We start from the raw sequence: 17429 nt of genomic DNA, 5'->3' as shown, positions 1-17429 counted from the left end.
GTCTACTCCAGCATTCGCGGAAAGCCATAAATGAGCAAAAATCCGAGAAGCCCTTGCGCGGCTGTGTAGTACGCCAGCAGCGCCGCGCTTTCGAATGATACGCGTCGCTGCGCATCGAGTTTCCCCGTGACGAGACGCGCCAAGGCGAATCCGGTCATCACCGCGACAGTCGCCACGAGCTGACCTGTCAAGACAATCTCCAAATACACCATCGCGCCGTAGGAGTTTTCTCCCGGCCGCAGACCGGATCGCCATTGCGCATAGCCTTCTATCCCGACGCCGGCGATGAGGCACAGCGCGCCGGCGATCATCAGGAGCGCCGCCGAAAGGCTGATCGAACCGGGTTTGGGAAGCGCACGGTGGGCCATCCCGTACGCAAGGATGCTGAGAAGCATCAGCGACGCGCCGCTCGCCGCCCAGCGCAGCTCCGGAAGCGGCGACGCGCCAACGACGGGCCAGACTTGCGGGCTGACAGTCCAAAGATAGAGGTAAGAGAAGATGAAAGTAATGTAGAGCGATCCGGCGACGAGAATAAGCACGATCATCGCCCACCAGGCGTGCGACGAGGGTCCGGACATATAGGTGGGCAGACTGATACCGCCGCCGATTTCTACGCGTCCGCGCGGCGGCGGGTCGAGCTGCCAGCACCAGACGAGCGTGGCGAAGACGGCCAAAGCGCCGCAGACAAGCGCGATCGCAACGGCCTTTACCGTCAGCAGCAGAAAGAAGACGGCCGTGAAGACCGCCGAGAACATATGCGCCCAGCCGGGTCCCGGCATTTCAAGGAGATATTCCGGTCGGGCCTCAATGGGCGAGGTGACGATCGTCTCGCGCCGTCCGGTTGCGGCGTTCGGCAGATAATAGGCCCCCGCCGCAACATCTTCGGCGAGATTGGGCTGATCCCATAGAGGGTAGCGACTCGTCACGATCGGAACGCTGCGCATCGAATAAAGATCGCTCGGCAGCCACTCCAGCGTTCCGCCGTCCCAGGGATTGGTCTGCGTTCTCTGCGTCTCCCAATCGCGTCGGAAGCGCACGAAAAGATCGACGACGAACACCAGCACGCCGAGCGCGAGAATGAACGCGCCGATGGTCGATATCATATTGAGCGTGTCCCAGCCCATGGCGCTTGGGTAGGTCCAAACCCGTCGCGGCATGCCGAGCAGGCCGGAGACGTGCATGGGGAAAAAGGCGACGTTGAAGCCCACGAACATCAGCCAGAATACGTAGCGTCCGAGGCGCTCCGAAAGCCGGTTCAGGCTGATCATCGGATCCCAGTAATAGAAAGTCGCAAAGAGCGGAAACACCATGCCGCCGACGAGCACGTAATGAAAATGCGCGACGACGAAATAGCTGTCATGCGCCTGGAGATCGAACGGAACGACCGCAACCATCACGCCGGTTAGGCCGCCGATGGCGAAGATGAAAAGAAATCCGAGGATGAACAGCGACGGCGTGGAGAGTCTGAATCGATCGCGCGCCGAGGCGATGGTCGCGATCCATGAGAAGACTTGAATGCCGGAGGGAACCGCGACCGCCATGCTCGCGGCCGAAAAGAAACCGAGGCTCAGCGCCGGAATGCCGGTGCTGAACATGTGATGCACCCACAGGCCGAAGCTGAAGAAGCCTGTCGCGATCAGCGCGACGACGATTAGCCGGTATCCGATCAGCGGCCGTTGCGCCATCGTCGGCACGATCATCGAGACGAGACCGGCGGCCGGCAGAAAGATGATGTAGACCTCGGGATGTCCGAAAAACCAGAAGAGGTGCTGCCACAGCAGCGGATCGCCGCCTTGCCCCGCCGTGAAGAACGGCCAGCCGAATGACCGCTCGATCTCCAGCATCATCGTCGCAAGGATCACGGCGGGGAAGGCGAAGACGATCATCGCCGCAAAGACCAGCATCGACCAGCCGAAGAGCGGCATCTTGTCGAGCGTCATCCCCGGCGGCCGCGTGCGCAGCATCCCGACGATGATTTCAATGGCGCCCGCAATGGCGGATATTTCGATGAAACCGATGCCGAGCAGCCAGAAATCGGCGTTATCTCCTGGCGAAAATTTGGTCAGCGTCAACGGCGGATACATGAACCAGCCGCCGCTCGGCGAAAGGCCGTAGAAAATCGTCGAGAAGAACACGAGGCCGCCGATGACATAGGCCCAGACGGCGAAGGCGCTGAGCCTTGGAAAGGGTAGGTCGCGCGCGGCCAGCATCTGCGGCAGCAGGATGACGCCGAGCGCCTCCATCACCGGCACGGCGAAAAGGAACATCATCGTCGTGCCATGCACGGTAAAGATCTGGTTGTAGAGATCCTGTCCGATGAAGCGATTGTCGCCGTGCGAAAGCTGGACGCGCATGATCAGCGCCAGCACGCCCGCGAGCAGAAAGAACAAAAAGGCCGCGCCGATATAGATGACGCCGACGAGACTGTTGTTGATCTCGCTGATTTTTCGCCACCCTGGCGGATAGGCCCAGGCGCGCTCAAGCTCTTCAAGTTCGCCTGGCGGCCGTGGCGTTACGTTTGGAAGGCGCTTCGGGTCGCATGGTCGTTCAGGCATCGAGGCGGCGCTCTAGGCGCCGTCCGGACGATCGGACCGCGCGCGCAAGCGATCGTCCTCCAAAGCAAGCAGCCACTGGGATGCGATCCAAACGCCGGAGAGGACATAGCTTGCAGGGCAGGCCGCCAGCATCAGCAAACCGGCAAGGCGCTGATCCGCCAGCATCATCTCCGTGGTCGCTCCCCAACTCGCAGCGCTTGTGTCGAGAACCCGCGGCGCGAACACAAGAAGCACGCCGAGAAGGCAGGCGAGCTTGCCGGTGATCGCCAGCGCGGCGACGCCGCGCCAGCGCGCGACGCCTGTGTCGCCGAGAATCGCCAGCCAAAAGAGCAACGCCGCCGCGAGCAGTGAGGCGTGCATCGAAAAATGCGCAGCCGGATGCGTCTCCGTGTAAGCGGCAGCCCCCGGCGCATGCCACGCATAGAGCAGGGCAAGCTGCGCCGCGGTGACAATCGCCAGGGCGCGACCGGTCGCAAGGACCGGGGCCGACGCAAACCTTATCGACAGCACGGCCAGAAATGGCGCGAGCGCGCTCATAAGTATAATGTGCGTCGCCATGTGAGACGCGCGAGGTCCGAGGTCTGGACCCGCGTAAGCGACAAGCCCGACCGCGCAAGCGACAATGATCGCGACGGCGATCTTGGCTCGCGAATCTGAGACGGCCTGGGCGCCGGGAGCGCCATTCGCGATCGCGACAATTGCGATTTTAGTTCTGCTCATGCGGCGTCGCGATCGAACTTCCTGCGCATACCGATCCATATTGGCCAAAGCTCGCGCCAGTCCAGAGCGTTCGGCGGCATTGAAACGCGCTCTGCGTCGACTAGTGTAAGAGCGAGTAGAGCAAAGGCTTCGACTTGGATAAATTTCAGATAATTCCCCATCTCGCGGCGCTGGCGGGCGCCTATGCGCTCGCGTTGCCGATCGGCTGGGATCGAGAGCGACAGGAGCGCAGCGCAGGGCTCCGGACGTTTCCGCTCGTCGCTCTTGCCTCCTGCAGCTTTGTCCAGGCGGCTGAGCAATACATGTCGAATTCGCCTGACGGCATGGCGAGAATCATCCAAGGCGTCATCACCGGAATTGGATTCATCGGCGGCGGCGCCATTCTCAAGCAGGGCGCGTCGGTCAAAGGAACGGCGACCGCGGCGAGCCTGTGGGCCACAGGCGCTATAGGCGCCGCGGTTGGTCTCGGCAGCTACGACGTTGCGGTTGCGGTCGCGCTCTTCACTTTTGTGACGCTCAGGCTGATCACGCCGATCGAGAACAGCGGGCTGGTCGACGAAAATTCCAGCGGTAAGCACGATCAGAGTTCATAGCCTTCTCAGCTGCGCCGCAGTTTTTTCCAACGCAGAAAGCGCAGACGCGAGAGCCGCGCACAAACCGGCCTGCAGCCAGCAAGGAACATCGCCCACGTCTCGGGGTTCTATCGCCTGACGAAACCGGATTGGGTCATGGAGTTTCAGTTGGACGCAGCCTGGGAGCGGCTTCAGAACATTTGGCAGGGGTTCGTCGCATTTCTGCCGAACCTCGCCTTCGGACTCTTGGTCTATTTCGTCGTTTACCTGTTCGCCCTGGGCGTCGGACGCGGCGTCGCAAGGGTCGCTACCCGTTCGGGACAGCCTCGACACATCGTCAAGATTTTCTCCAGGCTGGGTCGCGGCGCGGTTAACCTGATCGGCGCCATCATCGCCCTGTCCGTCATTCTTCCTTCGCTCGACGCCGCTTCCGTGTTCGGCGCCCTCGGCATTGGCAGCGTGGCCGTCGGCTTCGCGGCGAAGGACATATTCCAGAATCTGCTCGCCGGCATTCTCTTGCTGGTGACGCGGCCATTCCATATCGGCGACCAGATCGTCAGCGGCCCGCATGAGGGCACGGTGGAGGACATCCAAATCCGCGCAACCCTGCTGCGCACATATGACAGTCGCCGCGTCGTGATTCCGAACAGCGAACTCTATACAAACCGCGTGGTGGTCAATACCGCTTATGAGGCGCGGCGCATTCATCTCATGATCTCGATCGGGGTCAGCGACGACGTCGCCAGAGCCAGCGCGGTGATACTTGCCGAAATCGCCAAAATCGAACGGGTGCTGCCGGAGCCGAAGCCGGCCGTGCTCTTTCAAAGCCTTGGCGATTTCGGCGTCAACCTGGAGGTCCGCTACTGGATCCAGCCGACGATCATGCGCGAGGTCGTCGAATCGACAGACGAAGTCTATCGCGCCATTGCGCCCGCTTTGACGGCGGCCGGCATCGACATGCCGTTCCCGACCTATCAGATCCTCTTCCACGATCAGACTGAGGAAACCGACGGCGAGCGCGGACGACAGCGCGAAGGCTGGCCGGCTCCCAAAGAGGCTCCGGCGCCGCGCAAGCAAAGACGCGAGCAGGTGGCGGCGGCGCCGGCTCGCGCCGGCGGTTTGTTTCGCAGCGGCTAATTGCGATCTGTATTGGGCGCGCTACTTCGCTAGGCGCCAGGAGGCGGCATGGATCACTCACAGCACTCACAGCAAGCGACGCAGACGCGATTGCTGGCGATCGTCGCTTTCGTGCTCGTTGGCTTCGCGCTGCGACAGACGTACCCCGTGACAATGCCGCTCGCGGCGGCCTTCGTCGTGATCGCCGCGGTCTGGCCGATCAAACCATGGCTTCAGCGCTACGTGCCGGAGACGCTCAGCAACATTGGCACGGTTCTGGTGTTGCTGGCCGTGCTCGCGGCTTTCGCCGGCGCCATTTCCTTTTCGGTTGCTCAGATCGGACAGGCGTTCGGCGAAAACTCTGAAAAGCTGCAGCAGCTCTATGACAAGACCTCCGGTTGGGTGCAGAGTTGGGGCGGCTCCCTCGGCGGATTCGGCGGCTACAGTCGAATGATCGATTTGGCGCAGAAGGCGCTCACAAGCGTCTACAACATCATCGCCTATATCGGCGTCATCGGCGTGCTCGTCGCCTTCGGCCTGCCTGAAGTTACGCTGCTGCGTAAGAAAATCGGACAGCAACTGGGCGGAAACGAAAGACGCGAACTCGTCGACGCCGTTGATTCGACCGCCGTGAGGATTCGCCAGTATCTCTGGGTGACGACCCTCACAAGCGCAATCACCGCGGCGGCGACTCTCGTCTGGTCGCTCGTCCTCGGCCTCGATCTGGCGCTGGTCTGGGCGCTGCTCAATTTCCTGCTGAATTACATTCCGGTGATCGGCAACATCATCGGAATCCTGCCCCCGACCCTATACGCGATCATGCAATTTGACAGTTGGATGACCGCGGCGGTCGCGTTCATCGGTTTCTCAATCATTCAGATTGTGATCAGCAACTTCATTGCGCCGACGCTTCAGGGCCAGCGCCTATCGCTTACACCGATGGCGGTCATTGTATCGCTCTCGGTCTGGACATGGATCTGGGGCATCGCCGGCGCATTGATCGCCGTTCCGTTGACCTCGGCGCTGATCATCCTTTGTAAGCATTTTCCCAGCGTCCGTTGGATCGCCATGCTGCTCTCCGACGATCAGCCGGAAAGCGCCGGTTCGCCTGAAGAAGTAGGGGGCGTCGCCCGCCGTTCCGCTCCTTGACGGATGGCCTGCGCCACGCCGCGGGCGACAGTTCGTCGACCGCGCGCAATCGACGCGTTTCCGTCAACTCGGAAGCGAGGCGGCTAACGATCTCTTGCCGTTACGCGACGAGGCAGGCGTTGCTCTGCAGGTGGCCGAGGACGCGGTCGACGTGCTCGGCGGCGCAGACGGCGACATCGGCCGGCTCGACCACTGTCTGACCGGCGCGCTGAAAGGTCACGCGGCCGGCGTCCGCGGCGGCGATCGTCACGGCGATCAGGGCGTCACGGTCGGCGCCGCCGTCGAGCAGCGGCGTCACCACTTGAGCGATGATATCGAGCCGAATCGGCTCGTGGCGCAGATTAGCCGAGTGCAGAACGCCGGCGGCCGCGTCGGCCCGCAGCATGGGGCAGGCGATAGGCTTTGCCGAAAGCGCGCGAGCGATCCGCATGGGTTCCGTTGAGCCCGTCAAGAGACCGACAAGCGTCATGCGCATCAGCGCGTCGGCGATTCTGGATCGCATCGCCTCGTCGACGGAGGCGCCGCGCAGCTCCATCGCTGCGACGAGCTCGTCGATCGAACTCGAATCCGGCAGGCGCGCGACAAGCGCTTCGATGGCCTTCCGCACGCCAGGATCCTGTGTGGAAAACCAGGCGCCGGAGCCGTCAGCGAAAAAGGCGTTGCCGTCCGCTTCGCGCGAAAAGCCGAAGTCCGTCCGCGCCAGAAAGTGCAGGCCCGCGAGCGCGTCGGGCATAATTTTGCGGACGCATTTACTTTCCTGCTCCTTATGAATGAGCAGGGTTTGGCGGAAGGTCCGGCCGGTGAAAATGTCCATATGCTGTTCGAGCGAGACCTGATTGTCGCCCGCCAGCGCGCGCAGCAAGGGCGCCGCGGCCGGATTCATATTCTCGGGCATCATCGTCGAAAGGCCCGCCTCGCCGAGATAGGCCAGTCCGTGGCCCCCGGCGCTCGCCATGAACTCGGAGAAACTGCACGGCTCGTTGCAGTCTTCGAGAAATTCGTGGCCGATGTACGAGTCGTCCGCCGTTCGCAAATTGGCGGCTTCGGCCCGAAAAATTGCGCCCCAGGTCGTCTCAGCCGGCGTGTTCTGCTCCAGAAAGGACAGCATTTCGCGGGCGCGGGCGACACGCTCGCGCAGCGAGCCATGCGGCCCGACGTGCAGCCCCAGCGCGTCGCGCAAGGTCTGGCGCAGCCGCCATCCCGGCTGAACATTGTAGCTGATAAAGGCGACCCCGTTCGGCGCGAGATTTTCTCGGGCGATCCGCAGAATCGCGTCGCGCACCTGCTCGGGCACCCAGCTGTAGACGCCGTGACAGATAATATAGTCGAAGCCGCCGTCCTTGGACCGAAGGTCGGTCAGGCTCTGGCGGCGAAGATTGATATTTGAGAGTTCGAGCGCGGCGATTCGCTGCTGGCCCTCCTCGATCTGCCGCTGCGACAGGTCGACGCCGAGAAAATAGGCGTCGGGGTGACGGGCCGCGAGCGGAATGAGATTGCCCCCGGCCGCGCATCCAAGCTCCAAAACACGGGCGCGGGAGAGATCGGGGGCGGTCAGTCTGAAGATGCGGGCGACCGCGCCCAGCCGCGCCGGATGCGTCTGCGGAAACGGATGCGAGACATAAGGAAGATCGTCATAGGAGGCGGCGTTACGCGCGATCGCCGCCTGCACGGCCGTCCCGAAGTGAGTCGTCATCAGCAAGTTTCCGGAGCCTAAGGAGATTCATTCTCCCTTCCGGCCGGCGAATTTGCAATCTCGCGAGATTCGCCTCCCGCTTGTCTCGAGAATCGCGCGTTCACGATGTTCGAACTCAAGAATCGCCTGTTAACGATGTTTGGAGACGCGACGCCTTCCCGAGAAGACGATTACGTAAGATTACGGAGGCCGTCTAAAGGCGAGATCGGTTACCAAGTTAAGTTCAATCGTTTGCGACTAGAACGCGGCCTTATTACGCCTTTCGGCCCGCCTTCCGAACTGTTTCCTATTTATCACAGCTGCCGGAAATGTGGCCAAACCGAGCGCCTGAGGCGCCGTTCATCGTTGACTGTGCTTGGCCGATTAAATTTTATTCATCTGGACCACTTCTCACCGCGGCTCGGCAAATTCGCGGTTCGGTGCTCCTCGCAGTCCTAAGGAATGGGAACTGACCATGACCAAACTGTCTCAGAAACTCATCACACCCAAAAATGGTTCCATCGCATTTCGCCGCGCGCTGATGGGCGGCGCCGCCGCCGTGGCCATGGGCGTCGCCTTCGCGCCGAATTCGGCGAGCGCGTTGGAGTGCGTTAACGGCCTAGGCGGTGCATTCCCCCCCCTTCCCGGCTTCAGCGGATCCAACGACGGTGGCACCTCAGGGGGCACCTCTTGCGGCTTCGGCGCTACGGTAAATGCGACCGGCGGCACGGCCGTCGGCGGCAGCTTTCTCGGTTTCGGCGCCGGACCAACGGTGAATGGAACTAACGGCATCGCTCTCGGCAACGGCAGCTTCTTCAATGGCCCAGTAGCTAACGGCCAGTCATCCGTTGCGATCGGCAGCGCTATAGGTAACGATCCGAACGGCTTCGGCGCTATAGCTAACGGAGATGGCTCTATAGCGATTGGGGGCAGTGTATTCGATCTTGTAACGGGCAAAACGATCACGAGCGGCGCGCAAACTTTTAGCAATGGTTCGATCGCGATCGGAACCGGCTCCGAGGCAGGCAAGAACGGCGCCGACGCCATAGCTATCGGAACGGGCGCGAAAGCGACTGATTCGGTCGCTATCGGCAAGGCCGCGCTTGCTTCCAACGGCGGCACCGCTGTCGGCGACGGTTCAACGGCGACGGGCAAGAACAACTCCGCCGCGTTCGGCACCAATGCGCAGTCCACCGCCAACGCCAGCACGGCGCTCGGCGCCGGCACCAAAGCTGCGGGAGACTTCTCCACGGCGATCGGCGGCTCCAACGCTCAAGCGCTCGGCCTCGAGGACGTCGCGATCGGCGCCAACACCACCGCGAATAGCGGCGTTGCTGGTTTCGCGACTGCCGTCGGCAACAACAATACTGCGACGGCATTCCAAGCGGCGAGCTTCGGCAGTGGAAACAACGCGACCAAGGCAAATTCGTCGGCGCTCGGCAGCAACAATAATGCGACGGCGGCCGGTTCGACGGCGGTTGGCACCGGCAACACTGCGACGGGAGTCAATTCCTTCGCAGGAGGCACCGGAAGCTCCTCCACCGGTTTGAACGGCGTTGCCCTAGGTACTGGCGCCACGGCCGGTCCGGGCGCTAACGCGATCGCTATCGGCACCGGCGCTGTGTCGCTTGGCTCTGTCGCTATCGGCGCGGGCGCGCTGGCGAATGACGGCGGCGTGGCGGTCGGCGACGGCGCCTCAGCGTTCGGACCTGGCGCTTCGAAGAACTCCGCGTTCGGCGCTGGCGCCCAGGCGGGCACAAAGTTGGCGCCGAGCATCAGTTCGACAGCGGTTGGCACCAATGCTAAGGCCAACCTTAGCAACACGTCGTCGGCAGTCGGCACCAACGCCGACGCCAGCCTGAGCGTTGGCTCCTCGGCCTTCGGCACGGGCGCGACAGCCGTCGCCAGCGCTGGTTCGTCGGCCTTCGGCAGTGGCGCTAACGCCAACCTCAGCTTGGGCTCTTCGGCCCTTGGTTCGGGCGCCACATCAGTGGCCAGCGCCGGTTCGGTGTCTGCGGGCTTGGGCGCGAATACCAACGGTAGCGCCGGTTCGGTGGCGGTGGGCCTTGGGGCTAATGCCGCTGGAACCGTTGGCTCGACCGCTCTCGGCGTAGGCGCTAACGCCAACGGCTTCAACGGCTCGACGGCTTTGGGCGCTGGCGCGACCAACACCGCCAACAACCAGATCATGCTGGGCACGGCGGCCAATACCTACCAAGCGCCTGGCATCACGTCTGCCGCGAGCCTGGCGTCGCAAGTTGGTGTGACCAAGTTCACCACCACGGACGCCCAGGGTCATCTCGCGACTTCGGCCTTCGGTCCGCAGGACATCCAAGCTCTCCAGGCCGGCGTTCTGGGCTTGTCGCAAAGCGTGTATAGCCTCGGCAGAGGGGTGCAACGCGGTTACGAGGGCACGGCGGTCGCCGTCGCGCTCGGCGGGGCCAGCTTCCTGCCGGACAACAAATGGTTCTCGGTCACTGGCAACTTCGGCACCTTCCGTGGTCAGTACGGCCTTGCCGCTCAGGCGCAATTGCGCTTGAACGAATGGGCGGTGGTCAATGCCGGCATCGGCGCGGGTCTCAAATACGGGGGCGTCGCTGGCCGCGCCGGTGTGACCCTGGCTTGGTGATCCATGATCGTAAAGAACAAGCATAGAATGCTCGCGGCCCTAGTGGCCGCGAGTTTTTTTCCGACGATGGCTTCGGCGCAGTCGCCTAAGCCGGCGCCTAAGCCGGCGCCTAAGGCTGGGCCGTCGAGGCCGGCGCAGGCGCCAAGGCCCGCTGATATCGACAAGAACGGCGTTCTGATTCTCGTCCGCTCGACTCTGCTTGCGCTCGATCAGGCCAACAAGACCGGCAATTATACGGTGCTGCGCGACCTTGGAGCCCCGGGCTTCCAGACGAACACGGCCGCGCGGCTAGCGGAAATTTTCGCCTATCAGCGCAACCAGAATCTCGACCTGTCAGGCGTCGCGGTCCTGGAGCCGCAGCTCAGCATGCTGCCGCAGATAGAGTCGACGGGTATGATGCACATGGCGGGTTTTTTCCCCTCCGTGCCGACGCAGATCCGCTTCGAACTGCTCTATGCGCCGGTCCAGGGCCAGTGGAAGCTGTTCGGCCTCTCGGTTTCGCTGGGATCTTCGGCGCCGGTGGCGCCGAGCGACGCGCCAGCCCCGAGCGCCGCGGAACAGCCAAAAGGCGGGACGGGACTTCGCACCTCAAAGCCAAAGACCTGACGGCGTTCGGGAGGGGCGCCGGCAAAGCGCCGGGACGATTCGCCGTCCCGGCTTTTCGCTGAGCTTAGTTTGGCCAGCAGCGGCGGCCGTAGGGGCCGAGATGGAAGCCGCGCGGGCAGGCGCGACCGACGCCGTATCCTCCCCATTGTCCGCCCCACCGACACCCGCCATAGGGACCGCGATGGCCATAAGGCCCGCAACCGCCATAAACTTGCACGATCGGCGCGCCCGCCGTCTCACTCGGCGCGAGCGGCATCGCCGCGTGGGCCGGCGCAGCCAGAGCCGCCGCAAAAACAAGCGCGAGACCCGTTCTCAACTTCATCTCCAATCTCCTTCAATCGGCCTGGGCGCGGCTCTTCGCGCCGCGCCCGCAGAATATCTGCGCGCAAACCGAATCTTGGCAATTGCAATTTGCGATCGAGGTTAGCCGACGCCCAGCTATGTTCCTATAATGTTCTTGCGCCAAGTTCGCGCGCCAGCTAAGCTGCGAAAGATAATTGCCGAAAGAATTTCTCGGGAGCGCGCGATGGCGATGAGGGTGGCGACGGTCGCGTTCGAAGGCGTCGAGGCCCGTCCTGTCGACGTTCAAGTGCAGATTTCGAGCGGCGCGGTCGTCTTCAACGTCGTCGGCCTCGCCGACAAGGCCGTCGCCGAGTCGCGCGAGCGGGTGCGCGCGGGCGCTGATCGCTTCCGGGCTGGCGCTGCCGGCGAAAAGAATCACCGTCAATCTCGCGCCTGCCGACATGCCCAAAGAGGGCAGCCATTATGACGTGCCGATCGCGCTTGGCGTCATGGCGGCCATTGGAGCCATTCCCTCCGACGCGCTCGAAGGATTCGTCGTGCTTGGCGAACTTGCGCTCGACGGAACGCTGACGCCGACGGCGGGGGTCCTCCCGGCGGCGGTGGCCGCCAACGCGCGGGGATTGGGATTGATCTGTCCGAGCCAATGCGGGCCGGAAGCGGCCTGGGCGTCGAGCGATATGGAGGTGATCGCGCCGCGCTCGCTCATCCAGCTCGTCAATCACGTCAAGGGCGCGCAGGTTCTGGCCCGGCCTCAGCCGGCGGTGCGCAGGCCCGCCGCTGATTTGCCCGACCTTTCCGACATCAAGGGACAGGAGAGCGCCAAGCGCGCGCTCGAGATCGCCGCCGCCGGCGGCCACAACCTTCTGATGAGCGGCCCTCCGGGAGCGGGAAAATCGATGCTCGCCGCGCGGCTGCCGTCGATCCTGCCGCCGCTGACCCCGCGGGAATTGCTCGAAGTCTCAATGGTTCATTCGGTGGCGGGGCAGATTGCCGGAGGCGAACTGACCGACCGGCGGCCATTTCGCGCGCCCCACCATTCCGCCTCGATGCCGGCGCTGGTCGGCGGCGGCTCCCATGCAAAGCCTGGCGAGATTTCGCTCGCCCACAATGGGGTCCTTTTTCTCGACGAATTGCCGGAGTTTCAACCGCAAGTGCTGGACAGCCTGCGCCAGCCGCTCGAGACGGGCGAGGTGGCGGTGTCGCGCGCCAATCATCGCGCCGTCTACCCGGCGCGCTTTCAGCTTGTCGCGGCGATGAATCCTTGCCGTTGCGGTCACGCGATGGATCCGGGCTACGCCTGCAAGCGCCAACCCAATGAACGCTGCGTCGCGCAATATCAGGCGCGGCTTTCGGGGCCGCTGCTCGACCGTTTCGATGTGCAGATCGAGGTGCCGGCGGTGACCGCCGCCGATCTCGTGTTGCCGCCGCCGAGCGAGGGTTCGCGGCAGGTCGCGGCGCGCGTCGCGCGGGCGAGAGAGATTCAGCGCGCACGCTACGATGCTCTCTCGCTGCCAAGGGTCGCCGCCAACGCCGCCGCGCCGGCGGCGGTCATCGAGCGCGTGGCGCGTCTTGACGCCGCCGGCACGGCGCTGATTCGGGACGCCTCCGAGCGCTTCGGCCTCACCGCCAGAGGGTTTCACAGGGTCTTGAAGCTCGCGCGCACCATCGCCGATCTCGACGGCGCTGAATCCGTCGGCCGACCGCATCTTGCTGAAGCGCTTTCCTATCGCGCGGGACTTGCGTCGGGGCGCCTTGCAGCCTGATATGGGCGCATGTCCTTAAACCATATTGTGATTTTGCTCGCGGCGCAGCTCGCCATTCTGCTGCTGGCGGCGTCCATTTTCATTGCTCTGCGCAGGCGCGGCCGCGAGCAGGTCGAGGCCGAGTTCGAATCGCTGCGCGACGAAATTTGGGAGCTGCGCGCCGCCGCCGCGGCTCGCGACAGAGCGGAAGCCGCCAGTCTTGCCAAGTCGCGCTTTCTCGCGGCGGTCAGCCACGAATTCCGCACGCCGCTCAACGGCGTCATGGGGTTGGCGCAGCTTCTCGCGATGACCAGGCTCACCGCCGAACAGGCGAGCTATGTCGAAGCGATCGGCGATTCCAGCCGTTCGCTCTCTCAGCTGATCGACGACATTCTGGATTTCTCCAAGATCGAAGCCGGAAAGTTCGAGCTGCGTCACGAAGCCTTTGCGCTCGCGCCGTTCGTCGAAAGCGTGGTCGAATTGCTGGCGCCGCGCGCGATGGCGAAAGGGCTGGAGCTTGCCAGCGTCATCTCGCCCGACACGCCGCGTGAAATCGTGAGCGATCCGGCGCGTCTTCGGCAGGTGCTCGTCAATCTCATCGGCAACGCGGTGAAATTCACCGAGCGCGGCGGCGTGGGCGTGCGCGTCGCGCGAGACGGCGCGCGGCTGCGCTTCGAGGTGCGCGACTCCGGGCCAGGCGTTCCAGAGGCGGCGCGCGAGGCGATCTTCGAGGAATTCGAGCAGGCCGATCCTTCCGAGAACCACCCGCAGGCGGGCACAGGGCTCGGCCTCGCCATCTCTCGCCGTCTCGTCGCCAGGATGGGCGGCGCGCTGGCGCTCGTCAATTCATCGGACATGGGCGCCGTTTTCGCCTTCACGCTTCCTGCGCCGCCGTTCAGCGAAGACAGGGCGCCGGCGCCTCTTTCCGGGCTTAAGGCGCTGATCGTTGCGCAAAGCATCTTTGAAGCGCCCTATCTCGCCGAGAGCTTGCGGTTCGCCGGAGCCGAAGCGGAGATCGTCGCGGCCGAGGATGCGCCGTCCGCGCTGCAAAGGCGGCGCGAGAAACCCTTCGACGCCGTCATCGTCGACTGCGCGCTGGGCCCGCACATGACCGCGCAGTTGGCGAAAGTCGCGCGCGACGCGCAGGCGGGACGACTGTTTCTGCTCTTCTCGCCCATCGAACGGCGCGCCTTCGGCGAAGACGCTCTGTGCGACTTCGACGGCTGGCTGGTGAAGCCGGTGCGGATCGCCTCGCTGATCGCCCGTCTGTCGCCAGAGCGCGCCAAGGCGCCGGCGCCTGACGACGACGCGCCGCCGCAGGCGCTCGCCGGGGTGAACGCGCTTATCGCCGAAGACAATGAGATCAACGCGCTCATCCTCACGCGTCACCTCGCGAAGCTTGGCGCGACGGTGACTCGGGCGGAAAGCGGCGCGCTTGCGCTCGCGCGCGCCCGCGAAGCGATCGAGGGCGTGGGCGCGCCTTATGACGTGATCGTCATGGATCTTTTCATGCCGGATTTCGATGGACGCGAGGCGAGCCTCCGCATTCGTGAGGCGGAGGCGCGGGCAGGCGCGCCGCGCACGCCCATATTGGTGCTCACGGCCAGCGCGCGCGAAGAAGACGAACGCGCCGCCCGCGCCGCCGGAGTCGACGCTTTTCTCACCAAGCCGGTGGAGTTCGCTTCGCTCGCGGCGACGATCGAAGAGCTGAGATTGGCGCCGCGTCGGACGTAGCGCTTCCTCTTAGCCGCCCTGCGGCGCGATGACGCCGAACCGTCCCGATTGATAGTCGGCGAAGGCCTGCCGCAATTCATCCTGCGTATTCATCACGAACGGACCTTGTTGCGCCACGGGCTCGTCGATCGGTTCGCCGCTCATGAGAATCAGTTTCGCGTCGCTATTCGCTTCGAAGGCGATGTCGCCGCCTTCCTCTTCGAATACGACCACATCTGTCGCGCGCGCGATCTTCTCGCCATTGGCTTCGACCGTTCCTTCGAGAACCGCCGCAAGCGCCGTATGGCCTTCGGGAAGCGTGAATCGGGCGCGCTTCCTTGCGTCGATCCGCACGTCCCAAAGATCGATCGGCGTCGCGGTTTGCGCCGGTCCGCGATGGCCATCGAATTCGCCGGCGATGACGCGGACGATTCCGGCGTCATCTGGCAGATCGACGCGCGGAATGTCCCTATCGAGGAGGGTCTGGTAGCGTGGCGGGCTCATCTTCTCGCGCGCCGGCAGATTGATCCAAAGCTGCACGACCTCGAACCGTCCGCCCGACTTGCCGAAGCTTTCGGAATGATACTCCTCGTGGACGACGCCCGAGGCCGCGCGCATCCACTGCACGTCGCCGGGACCGATAAGTCCGCCGGCGCCGGTCGAGTCGCGATGCGCGAGTTCGCCGTCCAGGACGATCGTCACCGTCTCGAAGCCGCGGTGCGGATGGGCGCCGACGCCGCGCCGCTTGGCGGTCGGTGGAAAGTCAAACGGTCCCGCGTAGTCGAACAGCAAAAAGGGGCTCACCCGCGCGCCATGTTCGTGATGCGAGAACAGCGAGCGTACGGGAAAACCGTCGCCGACCCAGTGCATTGAGTCTGGGGCGGCAAAGACGCCGATAATCCTTCTCATGGCGAAAGCTCCTCTGCGGCCTATGTGGGCCGCATCGGGCGAAATGCAATTCACGCCTTGGGCGCGGTTCTTGACGCAGGGGGCCACAAAACCGACAAGTCCGCCCGATGGCGAATCACGACGACGACCACGGCACACTAAGGACGGTTAGATGGACTGGATCATCCTCTTTATCGGCAGCCTCTGCGAGGTTGGTTGGCTCATTGGAATGAAATATTCGAGCGGATTCACACGACTTTGGCCTTCGCTCATCATGGTGTTTTTCATGGGAGCGAGCGTCGGGTGTTTAGGCCTTGCCGTAAGAACGATACCAGCCGGCACGGCCTATGCGGTGTGGACCGGCGCAAGCATCGCGGCGGCGACCTTGGTAGGCGTTTTTCTGTTCAAAGAACCGACGACCGTCCTGCGGTTAGGATCAATTGGCCTCATCCTCTTGGGCATCATCGGCCTGCGGCTCGGCGGCGTGGATATGAAGTAAGAGCGCGCCCCGACGCCCGTGCACGAGCGTCGGGAAAGCGTCGCGCGCGGCTCAAAAATAGCTTTCGAGCGTTCCGCGCCGCCGCACGTCGAGCGTCGCGCAATGGAACGCGCCGCCGAACGCCGCATAGTGCAGGAACGAGCAGGGGATGGGCTCGTAGCCCCATTTCTCCATCTGCCGCATCATATTTGTGTGATGCGGATCGACGATGACGCGCTTCTCGTCGATCATCAGAATGTTCATGCTGAGCCATTTGCCGCACATCGAGGTGATCGCGAGAATGCGGTCGTTGATCGGATCGGGCTCCGGCGCGACGAGAATGTCCCATTTCTTCAAAATGTCGGGCAGTTCGTCGGGATTGATATATTCGGGATTGATCAGCACGCGACCCGGCCCCAGCGGCAGGATCGTCGTGTCGATATGCATCGGATTGGGGCAGCGGCTCTTGATCTCGTGAATCCGATAGCCCTCGCCGAGATGGCGGCGCAGCCAGTCGATGCCCATGGCGTTCGTCACATTGGAGCGCGTGACGAAAATATCGCGGCCGCAGCGGAAGAAATCGGCGGCGTCGAACACCGGCTCGAATTCGGTGAGAATGTAGCGGAGCGGCTCGCCCTTCTCCGGCAATTTGAAATTTGGATCGAAGAGTTCGTCGGTGAGTTGCGGCTTGGGCGCCGAGGTCCAGCGCGCGCCGCGCTTAAAATAGTCCTTCAGGATCGGCCGATAGGAGTGCGTTTCGAAATAGCGGCAGGGCCAGGCCATGGGCGTTTCGAGGATCTCGTCGCCGAAGACGAGCATGGAGTCGCGCGGACAGGAATTGCAGAAGCCGCGCGACGACCAGTGCGGCGTCGAGAATTTCGCCTTATGATTGACCGCGTCGGGCCGCGTCACCGTGACGCCGAGCGACTCGAGCAAAGCGATGAAACCGTCGAGCTCCTGCTGCGCCGGCTCGATCATGAACTTCGGAAAGCGGAAGCCTGCGGCAAGCGATTGGGCGCGCGCGGCCATGCCGGGAATGTTGCAGGTGACGACCGGATGGTCGGAAGGAATCGTCGAGCCTTCAAGTCGGCCGACGATGATCTCCTCCAGTGGATCCCACTCATTATGGGAATTGACCGGACAGTCCGCGGCAATCGTGCTTCCGACAGATGCATGCACATTCATAATGCGCCCCGAATCGTTTCCAATCAGAGACATTTAGCGCTTTGCGCCTGTTCTTCAAACCCTGATAAAAATGCCTTTATTTGTTGAGCTTATCGCTAGGC

Annotated in this window: 13 protein-coding genes and 1 pseudogene; 8 read left to right on the top strand and 6 right to left on the bottom strand. The window is 63.4% G+C overall.

Annotation, left to right across the window (positions count from 1 at the left end):
- Positions 1 to 2: 2 nt before the first annotated feature.
- Both ACR65T_RS05615 and ACR65T_RS05610 read right to left on the bottom strand, forming a co-directional pair.
- Positions 3 to 2555, bottom strand: coding sequence for a cbb3-type cytochrome c oxidase subunit I (locus ACR65T_RS05615; RefSeq protein WP_434495559.1), 2553 nt, complete (start codon positions 2553 to 2555; stop codon positions 3 to 5).
- A gap of 12 nt (positions 2556 to 2567) precedes the next feature.
- The gene (locus ACR65T_RS05610) at positions 2568 to 3275 is read right to left on the bottom strand and encodes a cytochrome c oxidase assembly protein (protein ID WP_434495558.1); all 708 of its coding nucleotides are present in this window, start codon (positions 3273 to 3275) and stop codon (positions 2568 to 2570) included.
- Between the two features lie 134 nt (positions 3276 to 3409).
- Here ACR65T_RS05610 and ACR65T_RS05605 point away from each other — a divergent pair, with 134 nt between their 5' ends.
- The 3 genes from ACR65T_RS05605 (at position 3410) to ACR65T_RS05595 (ending at position 6112) form a co-directional block, all read left to right on the top strand.
- A complete protein-coding gene (locus ACR65T_RS05605; RefSeq protein WP_434495557.1) occupies positions 3410 to 3868 on the top strand; it encodes an MgtC/SapB family protein in 459 nt (152 codons plus the stop codon).
- 135 nt (positions 3869 to 4003) lie between these two features.
- On the top strand, positions 4004 to 4984 hold the full coding sequence (locus ACR65T_RS05600) for a mechanosensitive ion channel family protein (RefSeq protein WP_434495556.1): 981 nt from the start codon (positions 4004 to 4006) through the stop codon (positions 4982 to 4984).
- 48 nt (positions 4985 to 5032) lie between these two features.
- Positions 5033 to 6112, top strand: coding sequence for an AI-2E family transporter (locus ACR65T_RS05595; RefSeq protein WP_434495555.1), 1080 nt, complete (start codon positions 5033 to 5035; stop codon positions 6110 to 6112).
- 100 nt (positions 6113 to 6212) lie between these two features.
- Here ACR65T_RS05595 and ACR65T_RS05590 read toward each other — a convergent pair whose 3' ends face one another.
- Positions 6213 to 7805, bottom strand: coding sequence for a methyltransferase regulatory domain-containing protein (locus ACR65T_RS05590; RefSeq protein ID WP_434495554.1), 1593 nt, complete (start codon positions 7803 to 7805; stop codon positions 6213 to 6215).
- Between the two features lie 454 nt (positions 7806 to 8259).
- On the opposite strand from ACR65T_RS05590, the gene ACR65T_RS05585 reads away from it, so the two are divergent.
- Together ACR65T_RS05585 and ACR65T_RS05580 are read left to right on the top strand one after the other, a co-directional pair.
- Positions 8260 to 10413 carry a beta strand repeat-containing protein gene (locus ACR65T_RS05585; protein WP_434495553.1) on the top strand — a complete coding sequence of 718 codons (2154 nt, stop codon included), beginning with the start codon at positions 8260 to 8262 and terminating at the stop codon, positions 10411 to 10413.
- A 27-nt stretch (positions 10414 to 10440) separates the two neighbouring features.
- Positions 10441 to 11019: a hypothetical protein gene (locus tag ACR65T_RS05580; protein ID WP_434495552.1), complete on the top strand. Its 579-nt coding sequence runs from the start codon at positions 10441 to 10443 to the stop codon at positions 11017 to 11019.
- Between the two features lie 64 nt (positions 11020 to 11083).
- Here the strand turns inward: ACR65T_RS05580 and ACR65T_RS05575 are convergent, their stop codons facing one another.
- Entirely contained in the window at positions 11084 to 11341 is a 258-nt protein-coding gene (locus ACR65T_RS05575) for a GCG_CRPN prefix-to-repeats domain-containing protein (RefSeq protein WP_434495551.1), read from the bottom strand.
- Positions 11342 to 11545: 204 nt separating this feature from the next.
- On the opposite strand from ACR65T_RS05575, the pseudogene ACR65T_RS05570 reads away from it, so the two are divergent.
- Together ACR65T_RS05570 and ACR65T_RS05565 are read left to right on the top strand one after the other, a co-directional pair.
- Positions 11546 to 13085 (top strand): annotated as a pseudogene (locus ACR65T_RS05570) (YifB family Mg chelatase-like AAA ATPase).
- Positions 13086 to 13094: 9 nt separating this feature from the next.
- A complete protein-coding gene (locus ACR65T_RS05565) occupies positions 13095 to 14798 on the top strand; it encodes an ATP-binding protein (RefSeq protein ID WP_434495550.1) in 1704 nt (567 codons plus the stop codon).
- Between the two features lie 9 nt (positions 14799 to 14807).
- Here the strand turns inward: ACR65T_RS05565 and ACR65T_RS05560 are convergent, their stop codons facing one another.
- Positions 14808 to 15686, bottom strand: a complete 879-nt coding sequence (locus ACR65T_RS05560; RefSeq protein WP_434495549.1) for a pirin family protein — start codon at positions 15684 to 15686, stop codon at positions 14808 to 14810.
- Between the two features lie 151 nt (positions 15687 to 15837).
- Between ACR65T_RS05560 and ACR65T_RS05555 the strand changes: the two genes are divergently transcribed.
- Complete coding sequence (locus ACR65T_RS05555) at positions 15838 to 16164, top strand: DMT family transporter (RefSeq protein WP_434495548.1); 327 nt, start codon at positions 15838 to 15840, stop codon at positions 16162 to 16164.
- A 51-nt stretch (positions 16165 to 16215) separates the two neighbouring features.
- Here ACR65T_RS05555 and ACR65T_RS05550 read toward each other — a convergent pair whose 3' ends face one another.
- Positions 16216 to 17328, bottom strand: coding sequence for an amidinotransferase (locus ACR65T_RS05550; protein ID WP_434495621.1), 1113 nt, complete (start codon positions 17326 to 17328; stop codon positions 16216 to 16218).
- Positions 17329 to 17429 lie beyond the last annotated feature (101 nt).

Origin of the sequence: Methylocystis sp., from assembly GCF_051061285.1 — a bacterium.
In the GTDB taxonomy this organism is placed as follows: Bacteria; Pseudomonadota; Alphaproteobacteria; order Rhizobiales; family Beijerinckiaceae; genus Methylocystis.
The sequence above is the reverse complement of the archived record's forward strand: the minus strand, read 5'-3'. Positions and strand labels throughout refer to the sequence as shown.

Bases quoted from the DNA above. Each gene is read 5' to 3' on its own strand.
- ACR65T_RS05615 (WP_434495559.1), bottom strand. From the start codon at position 2,555: ATGCCTGAACGACCATGCGACCCGAAGCGCCTTCCAAACGTAACGCCA.
- ACR65T_RS05610 (WP_434495558.1), bottom strand. From the start codon at position 3,275: ATGAGCAGAACTAAAATCGCAATTGTCGCGATCGCGAATGGCGCTCCC.
- ACR65T_RS05600 (WP_434495556.1), top strand. From the start codon at position 4,004: ATGGAGTTTCAGTTGGACGCAGCCTGGGAGCGGCTTCAGAACATTTGG.
- ACR65T_RS05595 (WP_434495555.1), top strand. From the start codon at position 5,033: ATGGATCACTCACAGCACTCACAGCAAGCGACGCAGACGCGATTGCTG.
- ACR65T_RS05590 (WP_434495554.1), bottom strand. From the start codon at position 7,805: ATGACGACTCACTTCGGGACGGCCGTGCAGGCGGCGATCGCGCGTAAC.
- ACR65T_RS05585 (WP_434495553.1), top strand. From the start codon at position 8,260: ATGACCAAACTGTCTCAGAAACTCATCACACCCAAAAATGGTTCCATC.
- ACR65T_RS05580 (WP_434495552.1), top strand. From the start codon at position 10,441: ATGCTCGCGGCCCTAGTGGCCGCGAGTTTTTTTCCGACGATGGCTTCG.
- ACR65T_RS05575 (WP_434495551.1), bottom strand. From the start codon at position 11,341: ATGAAGTTGAGAACGGGTCTCGCGCTTGTTTTTGCGGCGGCTCTGGCT.
- ACR65T_RS05565 (WP_434495550.1), top strand. From the start codon at position 13,095: ATGTCCTTAAACCATATTGTGATTTTGCTCGCGGCGCAGCTCGCCATT.
- ACR65T_RS05560 (WP_434495549.1), bottom strand. From the start codon at position 15,686: ATGAGAAGGATTATCGGCGTCTTTGCCGCCCCAGACTCAATGCACTGG.
- ACR65T_RS05555 (WP_434495548.1), top strand. From the start codon at position 15,838: ATGGACTGGATCATCCTCTTTATCGGCAGCCTCTGCGAGGTTGGTTGG.
- ACR65T_RS05550 (WP_434495621.1), bottom strand. From the start codon at position 17,328: ATGAATGTGCATGCATCTGTCGGAAGCACGATTGCCGCGGACTGTCCG.